General features: G+C 40.7%; 20 protein-coding genes. 5 read left to right on the forward strand and 15 right to left on the reverse strand.

Translation table 11 applies throughout. The features are described 5' to 3' along the window. The 15 genes from WCV88_06085 to WCV88_06155 form a co-directional block, all read right to left on the reverse strand. Nucleotides 1-1,854, reverse strand: a 1,854-nt coding sequence (locus WCV88_06085; protein ID MFA6475724.1) for a hypothetical protein, incomplete at its 3' end; no start/stop codon positions are given. Nucleotides 1,855-1,865: 11 nt separating this feature from the next. Next, a complete protein-coding gene (locus tag WCV88_06090; protein ID MFA6475725.1) occupies nt 1,866-2,126 on the reverse strand; it encodes a hypothetical protein in 261 nt (86 codons plus the stop codon). 2 nt (nt 2,127-2,128) lie between these two features. Beyond that, the gene (locus WCV88_06095) at nt 2,129-2,410 is read right to left on the reverse strand and encodes a hypothetical protein (protein ID MFA6475726.1); all 282 of its coding nucleotides are present in this window, start codon (nt 2,408-2,410) and stop codon (nt 2,129-2,131) included. 75 nt (nt 2,411-2,485) lie between these two features. Beyond that, nucleotides 2,486-4,618, reverse strand: a complete 2,133-nt coding sequence (locus WCV88_06100; GenBank protein MFA6475727.1) for a hypothetical protein — start codon at nt 4,616-4,618, stop codon at nt 2,486-2,488. Between the two features lie 52 nt (nt 4,619-4,670). Then, a complete protein-coding gene (locus WCV88_06105) occupies nt 4,671-5,051 on the reverse strand; it encodes an HNH endonuclease (GenBank protein MFA6475728.1) in 381 nt (126 codons plus the stop codon). A gap of 74 nt (nt 5,052-5,125) precedes the next feature. Next, complete coding sequence (locus WCV88_06110; protein ID MFA6475729.1) at nt 5,126-6,340, reverse strand: hypothetical protein; 1,215 nt, start codon at nt 6,338-6,340, stop codon at nt 5,126-5,128. 52 nt (nt 6,341-6,392) lie between these two features. After that, nucleotides 6,393-7,019, reverse strand: a complete 627-nt coding sequence (locus WCV88_06115; GenBank protein ID MFA6475730.1) for a hypothetical protein — start codon at nt 7,017-7,019, stop codon at nt 6,393-6,395. A 140-nt stretch (nt 7,020-7,159) separates the two neighbouring features. Beyond that, complete coding sequence (locus WCV88_06120) at nt 7,160-7,447, reverse strand: hypothetical protein (GenBank protein ID MFA6475731.1); 288 nt, start codon at nt 7,445-7,447, stop codon at nt 7,160-7,162. Nucleotide 7,448: 1 nt separating this feature from the next. Continuing rightward, nucleotides 7,449-7,676 (reverse strand): hypothetical protein, encoded by a 228-nt coding sequence (locus WCV88_06125; protein MFA6475732.1) that lies wholly within the window; start codon nt 7,674-7,676, stop codon nt 7,449-7,451. A gap of 79 nt (nt 7,677-7,755) precedes the next feature. Then, entirely contained in the window at nt 7,756-8,022 is a 267-nt protein-coding gene (locus tag WCV88_06130) for a hypothetical protein (GenBank protein MFA6475733.1), read from the reverse strand. A gap of 2 nt (nt 8,023-8,024) precedes the next feature. Next, nucleotides 8,025-8,213, reverse strand: a complete 189-nt coding sequence (locus tag WCV88_06135) for a hypothetical protein (GenBank protein ID MFA6475734.1) — start codon at nt 8,211-8,213, stop codon at nt 8,025-8,027. A 1-nt stretch (nt 8,214) separates the two neighbouring features. Next, nucleotides 8,215-9,951 carry a hypothetical protein gene (locus WCV88_06140; protein ID MFA6475735.1) on the reverse strand — a complete coding sequence of 579 codons (1,737 nt, stop codon included), beginning with the start codon at nt 9,949-9,951 and terminating at the stop codon, nt 8,215-8,217. 126 nt (nt 9,952-10,077) lie between these two features. After that, nucleotides 10,078-11,568: a hypothetical protein gene (locus WCV88_06145; protein ID MFA6475736.1), complete on the reverse strand. Its 1,491-nt coding sequence runs from the start codon at nt 11,566-11,568 to the stop codon at nt 10,078-10,080. After that, entirely contained in the window at nt 11,565-11,930 is a 366-nt protein-coding gene (locus tag WCV88_06150) for a hypothetical protein (GenBank protein MFA6475737.1), read from the reverse strand. Before WCV88_06150 ends, WCV88_06145 begins: the two co-directional genes overlap by 4 nt. 193 nt (nt 11,931-12,123) lie before the next feature. Next, nucleotides 12,124-12,420: a hypothetical protein gene (locus tag WCV88_06155; GenBank protein MFA6475738.1), complete on the reverse strand. Its 297-nt coding sequence runs from the start codon at nt 12,418-12,420 to the stop codon at nt 12,124-12,126. A 1,104-nt stretch (nt 12,421-13,524) separates the two neighbouring features. On the opposite strand from WCV88_06155, the gene WCV88_06160 reads away from it, so the two are divergent. From WCV88_06160 to WCV88_06180, 5 genes are all read left to right on the forward strand, one after another. Continuing rightward, a complete protein-coding gene (locus WCV88_06160) occupies nt 13,525-13,758 on the forward strand; it encodes a hypothetical protein (GenBank protein ID MFA6475739.1) in 234 nt (77 codons plus the stop codon). Nucleotides 13,759-13,801: 43 nt separating this feature from the next. Beyond that, nucleotides 13,802-14,371 carry a hypothetical protein gene (locus WCV88_06165; GenBank protein MFA6475740.1) on the forward strand — a complete coding sequence of 190 codons (570 nt, stop codon included), beginning with the start codon at nt 13,802-13,804 and terminating at the stop codon, nt 14,369-14,371. After that, nucleotides 14,368-15,258: a hypothetical protein gene (locus WCV88_06170; protein MFA6475741.1), complete on the forward strand. Its 891-nt coding sequence runs from the start codon at nt 14,368-14,370 to the stop codon at nt 15,256-15,258. The genes WCV88_06165 and WCV88_06170 overlap by 4 nt, the downstream gene beginning before the upstream one ends. Nucleotides 15,259-15,799: 541 nt before the next feature. Continuing rightward, the gene (locus WCV88_06175; protein MFA6475742.1) at nt 15,800-15,973 is read left to right on the forward strand and encodes a hypothetical protein; all 174 of its coding nucleotides are present in this window, start codon (nt 15,800-15,802) and stop codon (nt 15,971-15,973) included. Next, nucleotides 15,954-16,220: a hypothetical protein gene (locus WCV88_06180; protein ID MFA6475743.1), complete on the forward strand. Its 267-nt coding sequence runs from the start codon at nt 15,954-15,956 to the stop codon at nt 16,218-16,220. Before WCV88_06175 ends, WCV88_06180 begins: the two co-directional genes overlap by 20 nt. Nucleotides 16,221-16,311: the final 91 nt, after the last annotated feature.

The following is a 16,311-nucleotide window of genomic DNA, read 5'->3' on the forward strand; positions in this document are numbered from 1 at the left end:
AGTCGTATCTACATTCAAAACATTAGTCGTTCCGTCTGCTTTGTTAATTTGAATAGCAGTAGTGGAATCGGCGGTTGGCTTAACTATGGGTACAGAGATATTGGTGGTAAAAGTTGGTGCTGTACCAAATACCAAAGCACCGCTTCCGGTTTCATCGCTTATCACTCCAGCTAACTCGGCTGAAGTTGTGGCGGCGAATTCTGAAAGTTTATTCTGAAGCAGACCTACGGTACCAGTTTGATTCTGAAAGGTGAAGGTTTTGTCGGAAGTATTGATGCTGGTAAAATCTAAATCACCAGAAAAAAGGGCCGTTGGTTCAAAAAATCTAAACCTTCCATTTGCACCAGCTCCAGTTGGAACCCCAGAATAAAAATAGATATTTCCACCATCATTATTACCAACACCATTAGCATCCCCTCCGCCAATTTCTAAAGTGCCACCAGCACCCTCTACCGAAGCACCACCACCAAACACCTGTACGCCCCCACCAGCCCCAGTTACTCCCCCGCCACTACCACCAGTGATGGAAACCTCACCTCCAGCACCAGTACCCGTAAGATTATCTCCATCACCAGCATAAATTATTAAACTTCCACCAGTGTTAGTTCCATTTCCATTACCAGCTCTAAGTGTAAGGTCTCCACCGACAACATTAGTAGTAGTAGAATTATCTACCGATATAGTATGGCCAACTTCTTTAGTAAAAGTAATGTCGGTATCAAAATTAGGGGCTGTGCTGAAAACAGCAAAACCTGTACCAGTTTCATCTGAGAGGGCAGCCGCTAGGCCAGCTGAGTTGGTGAGTTTAGTTTGATAAGTAGCAGGAACAGTAACCTCAATAAACGAATCTATTTGAAGGTGTGTTTTAGAGCCAATATCAGAAAGTGAGGTATGGGAACGTAAATTCAAATCACCAATATCAGAAACTGTTTTGTCTATATTAGCCCAAGTGGGTTGAGCTTTTGTCCACGCACCAGTAGTTGAGTTGTAGGCTGTTAAAAAATTATTAGCTGAACCAGCCTCATTAGCTGGAACAACTTGGTCGCCAGTATTAGTTCCCGACACCGAAGCATCTAGGGGGACTGTCAGGGTTTTAGATGTCGTACCACCAGCAATAGTAAAACCAACAGCTTGAGAAGCAAGTGTTAGGGCATTTACTGTACTAGGTGTTATAGCACCCAAAGAAACAGTTAATCGTGGGTCTGCTCCACCACTGGAAGAACCAGACACACCATTAGCCGTTGTAATACCGATTGTTTGAACCACACCTGCCGCACCCGTAGCTCCGGTTGAGCCTGTTGCACCCTTATAATTCTTCCATAAACCAGTAAAGTCTGACGCAGAGGGTGAGGGAATAGCAACCGTGGTTGTTTTAATAGCTATGTAATCTAATGAAGCGTTAAATGTGGTTGTAAAATCTGTACCTGAACTATCTGAGGCATAAGCAATATAAACATAAGCATCATTACCGTCTACTCCCGCTGAACCCGTAGCTCCCGCTGAACCCGTAGTTCCTTTGTAGTTTTTCCATAGTCCAGTAAAGTCAGACGCTTGGGGTACAGCAATAGCGGTTGTAGTGTTTTTGATAGCAATATAATCAAGGGCAGAATTAAAAGTCGTGGTAAATCCAGTACCACTTGAATCAGAGGCGTATGCTATGTAAACATAAGCGTCGTCACCATCAGCACCAGCGGCTCCCGTAGCTCCCGTATTACCCTTTAATTCTGTTTTAACAGCCTTCTTGGTAGTCCCAGTAACAGCCATCGTGGTGTCTGAAATATCCACGACCACAATCAAATCGTCATCAGCTACTGGTGATAAGGTAGTTAGTTGTGATATTTTAGTATCTGCCACAAATTTAATCGCTAATTCTTAGTTGCGTTCGCCCATGTAGGGAGCGATTTAATGTTCGTTGACTGGTCTAACAGAATCTTAAATCCATCTTCCAGTAAAAGGAAAAACGTATCTTCTTTTAACAAGTAACTTGCCCCACCATCAAACGAGGTAGAACTCTTGCTTTGATTAGAAAAAGAAGACGCACCAAGACCTTGGTTGGTGAAAGATGATGAATTTTTACTTCCGTTAGCAAAAACAGAAGAAGATTTGGCCTGATTAGACCACGCCATAATTAGTTATAGCTTACTGTAATATCTTGTGCGGTAGTTGTAACGATAGTTAAGCCCTCAGCAAACGACACATCATAAATCAAGGTTGCTTGGCTTGCCAAAAGAGTACCAGGCATTGTTATTGTGCCAATAAGACTTCCTGAAGCCGCAGTAATACCATCATAAATGGCAATTATAGCAGACGCAGCAGCTTTGTTTATCGTAATGGCGTGTAGTGAACCAGAGCCAGTTTTAACAACTGTGGTTGTCGGTGCAGCTAACGTGATATTTTGGTGTGAAAACATATAGTTGGGTTAATAATTACCCCCGAGGGGGGGTGATTTACTTGTACAAGAAACCACCAAAAGAACTAGGAATTGTTAGTCTATGCGGTAGCAAAGAACGTATACAGTTCCATCAACTGAAGCACCACCATCACCAACCGCAACCAAACCAGCGTTAGCAGCAACATCCCAAGCAGCGTCATCAATTTCGTCTGCTCGTGTTACTTGCATATCATCAGCCGGAATAGTCATGGCCGTAACGATTGAAGCTCCAACAGAACCAACTTGTCCAACATGGACAGCTAGGGTTCCGGTGTCAGCACTTGAAGACACAAACCAACAGTCAGCCACCCTCATTTTGGGGTGAGTGGCTATAATGTTTGTACCAGCAGCCGCCAAGTTAGCAACCGTCTTTGAGATAATGAACGGAATAGTAGTCGCACCATCACCAACTGGGTCAAGCTCGGTAGCGTTGACGTTGGTTAATACGTTACCAGTACCATCACAATCAAACGACTTGTTTGTGAATACGTCAGTCGTAGCCTTACCAACCAAGGTGTCGGTAGCGTTAGGCAGAGTTAGTGTTCTGTCATCAGTGTGAGTTGACAAGAGCAACATTGTTTTGCCAGTAGTGGCAGCGTCAATGTCAAATCCAACTTTTATTGTTGGGTCAGCACTGTCGCAAATGTACGCCCTACCAACACCCTTACCGTAGAGTTTTAAGTCAACAGCAGCATCGCTACCATTTCCTCTTACCACAGCGGCATTAAGAGTATCAGCGTTTTGAACCTCAACATAATTGACTGGAGTACCAGACTCAACAAATGTTAAGAACTCATCTCCACCACCATCAGCAATAAAGCCAGTGGTAACAATCTTTGGTTGTGTCAATGTCTTTGAGGCCAATGTTTCAGCACCCGACAACGTAGCAAGCGTACCAGTTGTAGGAAGCGTAACATCAGTCGCAGCAGTAGTAGTGAAGGTTACAGAGTCATCACCAACGGTCAATAGAGCACCAGAGAGAGTTACATCACCCTTGATGTCGATTGTTCGGTTAGTGTCATTTACTTTCAACGTCAATGTCTTGTTACCAGTCATGTTCTCATTAACGAGAAGTTGAAGGGTTTGACCGTTGTCGTTGTCGCCCAATAGTAAGTTACCGTATTGGACAGTTTGGTTAGCAGACCACGTTTGAGCCTTTGTTAAGAAAGCAAACGTGAAAGCAGAAGCCGCAGCGAAGTCAGGAACAACCACACTTGCGCCACCAACAGTTTGGGTAGTGAAGGTAATAGTTGCGTCTAACGCACCAGCGTCAGATAGTGTTGCACCATTTACGATAGAGGAAGCAGCACCAGCAGAAGGAATACTCCAAGCTGGGGCAGTACCACCTTGCAAGAAGTAACCAGCAGAACCTGGTTTAGCCAAACGAACCCAACCAGTAGCGTTGCGGTAAAGGATATCGCCCTCAGCCTCAGACGCAATAGTTAAGTCGGTTACAGTTGTTAAACCAGCATTGGTAATAGCCACGTCGCCAGTTATTGCAACAGCAGTAGCTACGTTTCCAGCCGAACCAACAAGCAGTTGAGCGGAAGGAAGGGCAGCTAATTTGCTAAAAGCAATAGCAGCCGAGGCATTTACGTCATCATTGACGATAACACCAGAAGCGATAGCGAAAGTAGCGTCAGTACCAGCAGCGGTCATTGTTACATCACCAGCCACAGCACAAACGGTTGCTACGTTGCTTACACCAGCCAATAACTTGTTTGAAGTCAAAACAGCTAACTTAGAATAAGCGATAGCAGCAGTAAGCGATACGTCAGCATTTACTAACGAGGCGGCGGTAATATCAATCGAGTTAGCACCGACAGTAATTTTACCATCTGTGTTAGCCACAGTTAATGTTACTGAGCCCGAAGCACCACCACCAGTTAGACCAGCACCAGCCACAACTTCAGTAATATCGCCAGTTGAACCAGCAGACACATTGAAATCACAAGAGGTAGCCGAGCCTTCGTTGACATAATAGGTAGTACCTACGCCACTAGATGTATCAATAAAGGTACACCCAGCAGCATAGCCAGCGTCTGCGTCAGTAGGAACCGTAGCTCCCTTGGCTCGCAATATATTATCACTTGAGTCATATTCTAAGACAGTAATAGAAGTAGCCGAAGCTCCAACCACCCTATCCTCGCCACATAACTTGAGTGAACGATTTAATACTTTACTCATATTTTATTGTCCTTTTGTAGGAGTTTCTTAAAAAGAGAACTCTTACCTCAGATTAAATTATATTTTTACCCCAAGTATCTGTTTTTCTATGACAATTCTTACAAAGAGTACGACCATTATCTATGGCGAATCTAAGTTCTGGATATAGAGCAAATGGTTTAATGTGGTCAGCTTCCAGATTGCCACCACTATTATCTCCACACCATATACAGGTATAATTGTCTCTTGTGAATACCGCAGTTCTCCAAAGTTTATATTCTAAAGAATTTCTAATTTTCTTTTTTTGTGGCGTTATTCCACCCCTCCAGTTGTAATGATTTTCTCCACGAATTATTGTTAACGGTGGTTTAATTTTTAACCTCTTTAGCGTTTCACTGGTTTTATTCTTAGTTTCTTTAGAACACTTGTATCCCTTGGGACGACCAATTAACATATATTGGGGTAATTATTCTCCCCCGAAGGGGGGCGGTTTGCTGAATAAGAAGCCGCCAAAGAATAATTTTATCTTTATGTCCAGCTTGAAGCGTCAAGGTGAGCAACAGCCAAAGCGTCTTTCATGTCGGTAAAGGTCTTTTTGCCGTAGAGAGTCCACGGATAGACATACTTACCCAAACGCTTTTCAGCTACACGGAACTCGACAGATGGGGACTTCTGAACCACGAGGTCAGTAGCACCCTTCATACCGAATACCAAGTGTTGCTGTTGAGCAGACCAAACGTTAGCAGCCTGACCCATAGTTCCAGATACAGCGATGTCGCCGTAACCAACCAAGGTTATCGAGGTAGTAGCGTCAGTTGCCACAATACCAGCCTTGGTAATCTTCCACATATTAGCTTCCGAAGGAAGAATATATGTAGTAGACGTACCCTGTACACCAGTAGAACAAGCGTTGATAGCGGCTACCAATTGAGTAGTTGTATCAGCGTCTGAACCACCAGAGTATACTTCACCAGCGTTCACAGCAGCCGCATCCTTAAATGTAAAGGTACAGCCGTTGATAGTAACTGTTTCAGCGTTAGCAATCGCAGCCGAAGTGGTTAATGTAGCGGTGAAAGGAACATTGTTAGAGTAATACAACTCAAAACCAAAGCGGTTTCCAATGCGACCATTTTCCTGTACCACATCACCAACTCCTGTTTCACGACCAGCACCTTGCAAGCGTAGAACTTCCAAAGCACGAGGGCCGATAACTGCGAAGCGCTGACCCTGCGGAATGTCCAGTTGGTCTAATTTGCGGGAAGCCGCAGTAAAGACGTTCTGTACGTTAGCAGTAGTCAACGGAATAGCAGTTGTAGCACCAGAACCACCAATATCAGCCAAATACACATTTGACGAAGCATTCGAGTATTCAGACAATACAGCCTGTTCTAGTACGTTGTTCAAGAGTCTTTGGGCATCGGCAGAAAACTTAGTTGCCATATCCCACTTGTTTTGTATTTTGTCCAAGTCATCCACGTAAAATGGAACAATCTTGGTGGTGTCTACGGTCAGATATTCGTCTGTACCAGACACATCGAATACCGTAATGTCAGAGCCCTTAGTGTAGTTTTTCACATGAAGGCGTGAGCGATACGGCTTGTGAATTACATCACCAACTGAAAGTTGGTCACGCAATTCGGTGTTGGCGAGTGCCAATGCCACGTTCTCTTTGAAGAAAACGACTTGCATTTCGTTACTCCAAAATGCGGGATTGAATACGCCATTGCCTAATTGATTTGACATAATTTTATATTTCTATTATTTGATTAGGCAGCCAACACTTTAACTAATCGACCTATTGTGACTTTTGCCACCTTTTGTATTCTTCCCACTCTTTGCGACCATCTTCAGTAGACAAGTCGAAATCGTTAGGAGTTTTATCGCTAAAGTCTTTTGTTGGCTGTGTTTTGCGAACTCCCCCAATACCAGCGCCCTCAACTTTGGCTTTCTCTGCCGCCTTGGTCTTTAAGAAACCAATGTAATCGGATTGAGCCGCCACCTTGACGGAGATATTGTTAAGTTTCGCATAGTTTTTTATCTCACTCTTTATCTCATCAGATAGCTCAAGGGATTCTAAGTCCCGTTGGTCTAACTGTTCAGCGACCTTCTGACTTATCAGAGAGTCATCAACGGCCTTAACTTCGGTTTTCACTTCAGTCTTGACCTCTGGTTGTTTAAGAGCTTTTTCTCGCCATGAACGCTTTTGCTTAACAGCGGTACTAAATCTCTTGTGTTCCTCCACCTTATCTTTTACCAGTGAATCAATAAGGTCTGCCTGTAAGTCTGGGTCAAGTCCGTATTTCTCAATTACTTGAGAGCGTACTTTCTCCTCAGCTTCTGGCGTAAGGGCTTTTTCCTCAGCCTGTATGGCTTCGGGTGTAGGATTTTCAAGTTCCTCAACTTTTTCTTGGACATTGTCCATATATTTGCTTGGTTAATTAAATCTTAATTAAAAAAGCGGTGTCATTACTGACACCACTCTAGTCATCATCTGCCCCCTGCTCGGAAACAGATGACAACCAGAAGGGTGTCACCAATGAGCAGGGCTTTCGAGTTGTTAATCTACTTTTCTATATCTTCTTTACCCAGTCCATATAGAGATGGGTCGGGGGGCGATAATGGGTCTTTTATGTTTGGTACTTCTATAATCTCAGAGAAGATACCATGAAGTCTTTCGTATGCTTTTACTTGAGCCTTTAACTCAACAGCTTGGTCAGCAGCTTTAGAACAGTGGCGGACATTGTTGATGTCCCGCATATCTGTTATCTGTAAAACAAGCCACTTAACAAGGTCAGCGTATATTTCGCCTTGTAATACCTTTTTGAGTTTAAGTGCTGTTTCAGTAAGCATATTAAGCTTTTTCTTCTGGCTTAGGTTCCTCTTTCTTTTCTTCGGCTAGCTTTTCTTGCTCTTTGATGTGAGCAACTATCTCTTGTGATTCCTCAACCAATACCTGTTTGTCGGTTAAAAATGATTGTAGGGTGTTAGTAAGACTAATAATAGTGTCTTCCAACCTCTTAATATATCGTTGGTTTACAACTTGTAGCTTTTGTTCGTAGTATGATTTGTCGTATGCCATAGTTTTGTGTGGTAAATGATTAAATAAACTCATTATTTCGACCTTTAGATATTTAATAATGTCAAAATTATAAATCTCTTTAAGATATTTTAGTAGCAACATATTCTTGTAATTTATTATTAGCATAAACCCTAAGTTGAGCCATGATATTTATATTTCTCCAATCTTCTAAATCAATGAACATTGGTAATGCGCCTCCACCATCTTGCCCCAACACAACGTCATCTGTTGTAAAAATTATCAAGGTCTTACCACTATTAAAACGATTTTCTAAACCAACCTCATCATCAAGGTTTATACTGCCCCTTGGTATATCACTTAATTTACTAAAAATAAATTCTTTCATATTTAGTATTTTAATAAGTTCTTATTCTTGGAAGTTAATTTGGCCACCATCTCGGCTCTAATCTTTTTACGTTCCAACATACCACCAGCACTTGCAGCTAGTCCACTAGGGTACATAGATTTAACCTTACGCTCTACGGCTTCGTCTACCATCTTTTGTCTTTTGAGATAACCCATTGGTTTTAAAAACATATTAAGCTGGTGCGTTAGCAGTTAATTGTGGATTAGGTTCTTGTTGTGGTTGTTGAACTGGCTGGGGCGGTGTCTTAGCTAATTGGCTAACATCAATTCCCTTTTTCTTCATAGCCATCTCAATCAAGGCTGAACGTCTAATTGGGTCTTGCTCAAGCTGAACAAATGTTTTAAGCGTTTCAAGTTCCTCTGGCAAAGACACCCCCTCGCCCGTAATGTCTACCTTGATACGGGGTTTAACTCCATCCCAGAAATCATCTTCTACTTTAATAAACTGTTCTGGTTTAGCTTGTATCTCTTGTAGTTTTTGAGCCTTTAATGCGGTAGCTTCCTCTGGGCCGTGGGGGGGGAGAGCGATTAGGTTCTTAACATACCAACCATTGACCACCATTTCATAGTAACGCTTCATTAAATCTGGGTCGCCAGTAAGACGCAACACTTCTTTGGTTCTTAGATACTTCATTAAGTCGGGTAATACCCAGTCTTGGAATACCTCGCCCAACGAAAGTCCAAGTTTCTCACGAATAAAGTCAAACAACTTATTAGCGTTCTGGTTAAGCATTGAGCCTAAGCGGAAAGGAGTACCCGAAGGCATTGATTCACCAGTTACTACTTCAAAGGAGTTACACAGTTTGTCCCCCATCTTCAACAGGGCATCTTCATCGGCTAATAATTGGTCTAAGCCTTCCATACGAACAGGTATCTGTTGTAAGTCGGTAGACTTGACCACATCACCATTTTTAAGGTCTGTTAATATGTTGTTGGCAAGTATCCTGTCTTGACTACGGAATAGTGTTTTAGAGGCCCACTCTAGGCCACGAGCTATTTGGTTTCTTATTTCATTTATTCGAGTTTGAATATCAAGTAATAGTTCAATAATACCAGTTCTAAACCAACGACCATTGTAGCGGCCACGGTGGTATTCTTTATACCAGTCAGACATCTTGCCTGGTAATTCTTCAGCAAATAGAACATACCTACCGCCCTTATCACCCTTTTTAAGTCCAGCTACTACTACTCTAGCCAACACAAACTCGTTCTCATCTCCACCAGACTTGCCCTGGGCTTCTTTAAGTGCTTGTGTACTTATTTCACCATTACGCTCATAAATCTCATAATAGGGCGTTTCCTTACTCTCACTTGCTCCGCCTGGGATAGTAACAAAGCTCTTGTTGCCGCAATTCTTAATCACTTCGTCAACATTATTATTCCAAGTACCACTTTTGGCTCTTAATTCAGATTGAGTTAAAATATGCTTCTCAATAACAGGTGTGTCGTCTAGTGTCTTGGCCTGTTGGTTGACAACGTAGAAATCTTTTAGAGATACACGCTCATAGCCACCCTTAATCTTTTTCCACACCACATTACCCCAACCAGAGCCTTCCTCAATAGCGTCATTTAGTTCTACTCCTTGACCATTGGTAGATAACCAGTCTTTTAGGGAAAGGTTAATCAAAAGCATAGCCGCTGAATCCTTATCAGAATCCGAGTAAGCTATAATATTCTTAGTATCAAAATCTATATTCTTTACCTCGCTGTCAATGCGGGGTTGAATTATATCAATCCAGTATTTGTAATTACCCTGTTTGTCTATCTTACCCTTGGGGTAAATACCGTTAGCATACAAAGCCAAACGCTTGATTAGTTTGTATTGTGAAAAATTATATCCCTCACTTATTGGTACTTGACCATTAAGGTAAGAATCAATCTCGTTAGTTATTGTTTCAAATATCTTCATATTCCTTGGTCGCTATGGTCTAAATGCTCCTCACGAGCTTTTAATATCATTTGTTTGGCTCTATACTCTGGGTCGCCACGTTCAGTGAATATGGCCTCCATATCACGGGTGGGCTGGTTTTTGGTCTTAAACAAGTTCACTGGTTGCTCTTTCTTGACGGTTCGCATAGATTCTCATTAAGTCCTCGTTCTCCCCAATGGGGGCTTCAGCTATTTGTATCTGATAAGCTACGGCATCTATTACGTCATCATGTACTCCTCTTGGAAATCTTAGAGCTTCTTCCTCTAAATCGTTACATTGGCCTGTTATGTGGAATATAGACTTACTTTCGTATCTTGGGAGTAACGCCCTAATTCTGGTATGTTTGTTCACTTGGGCGTGTTCCAGCTCTACAATGGGCAAGAATACATTACGCTTGCGGCACTCATCATCTAAAAACGGCTTAAATACTTGTAAATAAATGGTTTTCTCGATACCTATCTTTTCGGGTGAATACTCACGATACAGAGAGAATAACAATTCAATTAGGTCTTTGGGGGAAAACTTATATCTCTTGGCTATCAAGTGCCACTTGTTCTCGTTGTCTACATAGTTGACCGCTACACCAGTAAAGTCTGCCTCAGCTTTCTCACTAATGGCTGTGTCGATAGTAACAAACCGTCTAGTATCTTTGTTATCAACTGTATCTTGGTCTATTTTTAAGAACAGTTCTTTTCTAAACTCTTGTGTTTCTTCGTCTATTGGTTGATTAAGCATTTCAGCAGAATAAACAGATGAACCCAATTGTTTCTTTTTATCCTCTAGGCTTACTTTGTTAGTACCCACTACTTCAGCGTCAGTTAATCCATATTTACCAGGCCAAGCGTTACCGCCATCTTCTACACCTACCATGCGAATCCTTAATCCCGTGTCAGTCTTAGCTCTGTCTATTAAACTTTGTATTGAACCCAGTTCTGTTATGTAGTTACCCAAGTAGATAACTATTGCCTCAGGCCCTAATCCAGCCTTAAATTCGTCTATATGCTTAATTACCTGTTGTGTATAGGCTAGTGAGTCTTTAGTCTTAGAGGTTTCAAAGTCATCTAGTAATACAAAGTCTGGGCGTTGCTCACCGAATAAGCGGCCACGAACACTCTCTTGGGTTGAGTGAGCCTCAACACGAACGCCATTGTTAGTTATAAAATTACTAATCCGTTTTATAGTAGCCTCGTCAGGGTCGCGCTTGCGGTTATAAAGTTCCCCGAAGTCAGCTAATATCTTTTGGTTTGTTTGTAAAGAGGTTACTACATCAAACAGTATGCTTTCAGCGTTGGCCTTATCAAACGAGTCTACGTTTAGATACTTCTTCTTTTTGTAAATTATCAGCCAAATCAGGTATATCTTGGCAAATGATGTCTTGGCACTTTCACGAAACATCACCCATGCCAGTTCTCTTATTTTGCGTTCTGTTAAATCTTTCAAATCCCCAAACATCTCATAATGAAATGGGGCAAATGGATATACTAGGTACTCGGTAAAGTAATAACAAAGAAATAGTGAAAAGTCTTTTTCACATAAATAGATTCTCTCGGCTGGTTTACCATTGATAACAACATCTAGGGCTTTCTTATTTATCACAATAATTCATTTAATTTAGCTTTTTCTTCGTCTTTAAGTGAAGATACACTAACCTCAGCAGAAACCTCTGACTTACTCTTAAAATCCTTATCTCTACGCTCTAAGTACCATTGAGAAAGTGGCTTGTCACCAGCAGATATACCCTGTTCTATGTTTAGTTTAGCTCTTGTCTTAACAGCTTCCTTTAATTGCTCTTTTCTGTCGTTAAATTCAGGATTTAGTTGAATATAATCATAAAATGCCGAGCGACTGATATTTGCGTAAAAACAAGCTTCTGAATCATTTAGTCCTCTTAAAAAAGCATCTTCAAGTTTTGCTACAATCTCGGCTGTCATCACCGTTGGTCTGCCTACATCTGCCATTTGATTTATCAATTAACTTCTTAATAGATTTATCGTATTCACGAGCTAAATAATCCAAGCACCCATCACGCCCGCACCACCCAAAATCACCTATAAAACTAATTGCTTTCCTTGCACATATACACAATCTCTTTGCCATAGGTATAACTGGTTAGGTTAGTAAATACTATGGGGGAGTATGCTGTGGTGGTTGTCATAATGACTGTTGTTGCATTATATAATCCAAAATATGCCCTTCGGTTGGTAAATACTTCTCCGGTGGCTTGGTTCTCTCGGTTCTAAAGTCCCAAGCACATGGCTTTTCTTTTACTGGCTCATCTTTTTCTCTCATTGTCAAATACTCATTAGGATTAGTGTCTTGTTTATCCCCACAACTTTTACAATTCCAGCCCAAAATCCTATTATCTTCGCCCAAATTAACCACTACTTCCCGTTGTCCACCACACTTGCAGTAGTCATATTGTAATTTAACTCCAACACCTTTTCTCATATTTGTCAATAATTGAAGACGCTCTCTAACCTTTATATCCCTCAATACCAAGATATTCCATTTGATGAAGTAATAACTACCACTTAGTACCTAGTATCCCTAAGACCTATGTTACAGGGGAATAACTCTTTAAGTCTTATATTTGGGCGATTTGGTCAACATTATCTACGCCCCTAGATGTCGTGGACTATATCTTATTGGCTCTTGAGGTCGCCCGTTGTCAGGTCAGCGGACAGAGCGGGCAATTGGAAGAACCAACAAAATCATAGAAAGCGTGTTTTTTATACAGACAGTTCCGCTTATATGTCTGTGTTATTACGTTGTAAAAAGTCTAATTTAAGTATTGTTGGGCGGTGATGTACCAGCTATTGACGTTTGTATCAATTGTATTACTTTTATAGGCTCTGCCGCCCGTAAATACTTTCTACTTCATACCAGCTTAGCATAATCTGTTGAGCTAGTTTTGAATGTTTGTTTTTAGCCATTATTAACTTCCTAATAAGGTAATTATAGCATATCTAGAGAAAAAAATCAAGAGGCGAGCATTTGCCATACATTATTCATTTTTTGGGGCAACTGTGAACAACTCAAGCCCAAGAAGTCATTTTATCGTTTGACAATTAAATCTTTTTGTTTTATAGTCTATTCTGTCTAATAAGACGTACCAGACAATGAATCGTTACGGACAAATACTGAGTTTCTAGCTCAATTTAATTGTATACCCTACATTTTTTAATTACAAAACCCTTAAAATGGGCTAACCTTAGCCCCAATTGACAGACACTCCTTACTTATCCACAACCTAACTGTGGATTACTCAAACAACAAAAACAGCCAAACGTAGTGGTTTGGTTTAATTTCGCTAAGTTGAGCTATTTGTAGGGCTATTGACAAATATCTCTAGCGGGTATATCATTAAAGTATTACCTGGAAGTGGGTGGTAGCGAAAGACTTATACAGGCTCCTAGTCTGAGTACCTATCACCACTTCTCGGTATCCTACACTAGCTTATTATTAGAGTCAAGTGAACATTAAACGAACATTAAACGAACATTAAACGAACATTAAACGAACATTAAACGTAATCAGCTAACCTATAATTATATGAAACTATCACTTAAAATGCTTGATACTAAGTTTAACGTTTATGTTTGTGGTGAGATAGAACGAAAAACTGATTTTCTTGGCTTACTTAATTTGTTAGCCAATTATTCTGATTTTTTCCGCTTTACCACCAAAGAACAAAACCAGTATTTTAAGAACAGTTTTGGGGAGAGTTCATTTTATATTGACGCTAATATAACTTGTATACCTATTAAAAATCGTTTAGCCCACTAGTGGCTAGGCTCTCACGATTGTTAATCAACTAACCAAAACAAATATGCTCAAAACTTATTCAACCTCAACCCATTGGCGTGGCAACCAATACGCCAAGCCAACCAAGACACGCCTATATTTGGCCGTAGCACTTCTAACACTAATAATGTTAGTGGCTGTTGGCACTATTACCCTAAACAGTTACCGTTCTGTTGGGGGATATTTAGAACCTCGCCTACAAGAAGCCACAGCACTCTATACAACCCAACCAAACGTCTACCACGTTACTAGGCAACAACGTACCGCTTACCTGTGCGAACTCAAGGGCTTTGGTGGCTCTAGTAGGTGCTGGCGTACACTACTTGCTATGGTGGCGGTGGAGTCTGGCGGCAAGGCTCACGCTATCGGGGACGGTGGTAGTAGTATTGGATATTATCAAATAAGAGTTAAACTCCATAACGTAAGTGAGAAGTGTGCTAAGTCTTTTACTTGCTCAACTAACTGGACACTAGACTATATGATAAAAAATGGAGCTAAGAGCGATTGGTGGACAAGTGTAGCCCGACACAACGGCGGTGGTAAGCAAGCCCAAGATTATTTAAGCAAGGTTAAATCATTAGCTAATCAATTATGAAATACTACATCTCAATAATTATAGGGCTTTTAATGCCATTATTTGCATTATCTGCCCCAAGTTTACGCAATACATTAGTCAAGGGAGCGTCTTTTGACTCGGTATATTATGTCGCCAACAACGACAAACGCTACGTTTTTCCCAACGAAAGCGTGTTTAAGAGTTGGTATGTTGACTTTATTGGTATTCAAACTATTGCCGACCAAGAATTATATGGTATTCCTTTGGGTGGTAATGTAACTTATAAACCAGGAAACCTAATTAAGATTACCACTGACCCCAAGGTCTACTCGGTAGGTCAAAACGGAACTCTACGTTGGGTAGAAACCGAGGCATTAGCAATTGAATTATATGGAGTTGACTGGGCTAAACAAGTAAAAGATGTAGCTGATGTATTTTTTATCAATTATACATTGGGAACTCCAATTAAAGTAGCCACGGATTTTAATCATCTTGATATTGAGTCCATCTCTGCTGATAAAGGATTCCAGTTTAGCCAACCAACTATTAGCCAACCAACTCAAGTTGGTGTAGTACCACAAGGGCAGAGTGGTATGGGGTCGTCTATTCCAAATGAACCGATTAAAACAACTGTTCGTGATAAATATTCTATTATTTGTTCAAATATTAGTTCCAAAACTATCTATCACACCTCGGCAGTTACAGAGCATAACTATTCTTATAAAATGTTTATTGGTGAGCAAAAACCGCTTCCCAAGACTCAGGAAATACCTGCCAACGATTTAATGGCCTCTATATGTGCCTTAACAGACGAACAAAGAACAGGAGTATCTATTCAATGGAAAGAGTTAAATAAAAAGTATGGCGAAGATTATGATATTATTAGAATCTTAATGGTTACAGGAGTATTTAATTATGAATTTTAACTCTCAAGAGTACGTCAATAGAATAAAAGACAAGTGCTGTGTTTGTGATTCTACAATCCCAGGCACTTGGAATCATTACAGACTCTATGGCAACTACTGTATAGCTTGCGACCATAAGGCTGGTGGTATTGCTAGTTCACCCAAAGAGAAAAAAATACAACCAGAAACCAAGCTAAAAAAGATAATGCGATTTATCCACAAGTCATTTATAAATAGCAGAAAAGGGCTTAACCTAGCCAAAATATAGGGTATTGACAAATATATTATAGGGTGTATACTAAAGATATGAAATTCATTAAATGTGGTTATCCAACCTGTAACGAACCAGCCAACCCAAATTTTGAGTGTTGCTCATCTCGGCACGGGTTGGCACTAAAGCAATTAGAAGCGACCAAGCACCGCCCAGAACTGTTTAGTTGGTCTTTCCGTAACTCTAATGGAAACGAGAATATCTTGGGGGACAAAATGGCAAGCATAATTACTCTGCTTGATTTGGGGGTACACGTAAATACATTTAATCCAAACTGTAAGTGGTTTTAATATGTTAGATGACAAAATCTTAATTGAAAGCAGGGAACTTGGTCTAACCCTTAGACAAATCGGAGAGGCGCAACAACCACCAGTTACAAGACAAAGAATTTCTCAAAAACTTCGTAAATTAGGATTTAAGGGTAGATTACCCAGAAAGGAGTATTATGGAAAACCAAATGCCTAGTGAGGAAACTCCCACTACTCAGTTAGAGGAAATTAAATCAATCCCTCAGCCAAATGGGTTTGACGAGTGGAGAGAAGCTATGTTTTCTCTAATAGACATAGTAGACTATTTACTTGAAACTCAACGTAAACTAAACGAAGTAATCACAATCACCACCGCCAACCACAACGATTTGATGGATAAATTAGGCGAAATAAATGTTAGGGCTGGTGGTTCAAAAGACTTATTCACTAACTATAAAATCTAGTTATGACTTTCTCCGAAGCCAAACCATTCTTAAAAGAAGGAATGAAAGTAGATGTAATAAAAAATAGTTGTTCTACTCTAGGCCACAAAAA

The sequence above is a fragment of the Patescibacteria group bacterium genome, assembly GCA_041665365.1.
Taxonomy (GTDB): domain Bacteria; phylum Patescibacteriota; class Patescibacteriia; order UBA9570; family UBA9570; genus UBA9570.

Coding starts and splice junctions, on each gene's coding strand:
- WCV88_06090 (MFA6475725.1), bottom strand. CDS start 2,126: ATGGCGTGGTCTAATCAGGCCAAATCTTCTTCTGTTTTTGCTAACGGA.
- WCV88_06095 (MFA6475726.1), bottom strand. CDS start 2,410: ATGTTTTCACACCAAAATATCACGTTAGCTGCACCGACAACCACAGTT.
- WCV88_06100 (MFA6475727.1), bottom strand. CDS start 4,618: ATGAGTAAAGTATTAAATCGTTCACTCAAGTTATGTGGCGAGGATAGG.
- WCV88_06105 (MFA6475728.1), bottom strand. CDS start 5,051: ATGTTAATTGGTCGTCCCAAGGGATACAAGTGTTCTAAAGAAACTAAG.
- WCV88_06110 (MFA6475729.1), bottom strand. CDS start 6,340: ATGTCAAATCAATTAGGCAATGGCGTATTCAATCCCGCATTTTGGAGT.
- WCV88_06115 (MFA6475730.1), bottom strand. CDS start 7,019: ATGGACAATGTCCAAGAAAAAGTTGAGGAACTTGAAAATCCTACACCC.
- WCV88_06120 (MFA6475731.1), bottom strand. CDS start 7,447: ATGCTTACTGAAACAGCACTTAAACTCAAAAAGGTATTACAAGGCGAA.
- WCV88_06125 (MFA6475732.1), bottom strand. CDS start 7,676: ATGGCATACGACAAATCATACTACGAACAAAAGCTACAAGTTGTAAAC.
- WCV88_06130 (MFA6475733.1), bottom strand. CDS start 8,022: ATGAAAGAATTTATTTTTAGTAAATTAAGTGATATACCAAGGGGCAGT.
- WCV88_06135 (MFA6475734.1), bottom strand. CDS start 8,213: ATGTTTTTAAAACCAATGGGTTATCTCAAAAGACAAAAGATGGTAGAC.
- WCV88_06140 (MFA6475735.1), bottom strand. CDS start 9,951: ATGAAGATATTTGAAACAATAACTAACGAGATTGATTCTTACCTTAAT.
- WCV88_06150 (MFA6475737.1), bottom strand. CDS start 11,930: ATGGCAGATGTAGGCAGACCAACGGTGATGACAGCCGAGATTGTAGCA.
- WCV88_06155 (MFA6475738.1), bottom strand. CDS start 12,420: ATGAGAAAAGGTGTTGGAGTTAAATTACAATATGACTACTGCAAGTGT.
- WCV88_06160 (MFA6475739.1), top strand. CDS start 13,525: ATGAAACTATCACTTAAAATGCTTGATACTAAGTTTAACGTTTATGTT.
- WCV88_06165 (MFA6475740.1), top strand. CDS start 13,802: ATGCTCAAAACTTATTCAACCTCAACCCATTGGCGTGGCAACCAATAC.
- WCV88_06170 (MFA6475741.1), top strand. CDS start 14,368: ATGAAATACTACATCTCAATAATTATAGGGCTTTTAATGCCATTATTT.
- WCV88_06175 (MFA6475742.1), top strand. CDS start 15,800: ATGTTAGATGACAAAATCTTAATTGAAAGCAGGGAACTTGGTCTAACC.
- WCV88_06180 (MFA6475743.1), top strand. CDS start 15,954: ATGGAAAACCAAATGCCTAGTGAGGAAACTCCCACTACTCAGTTAGAG.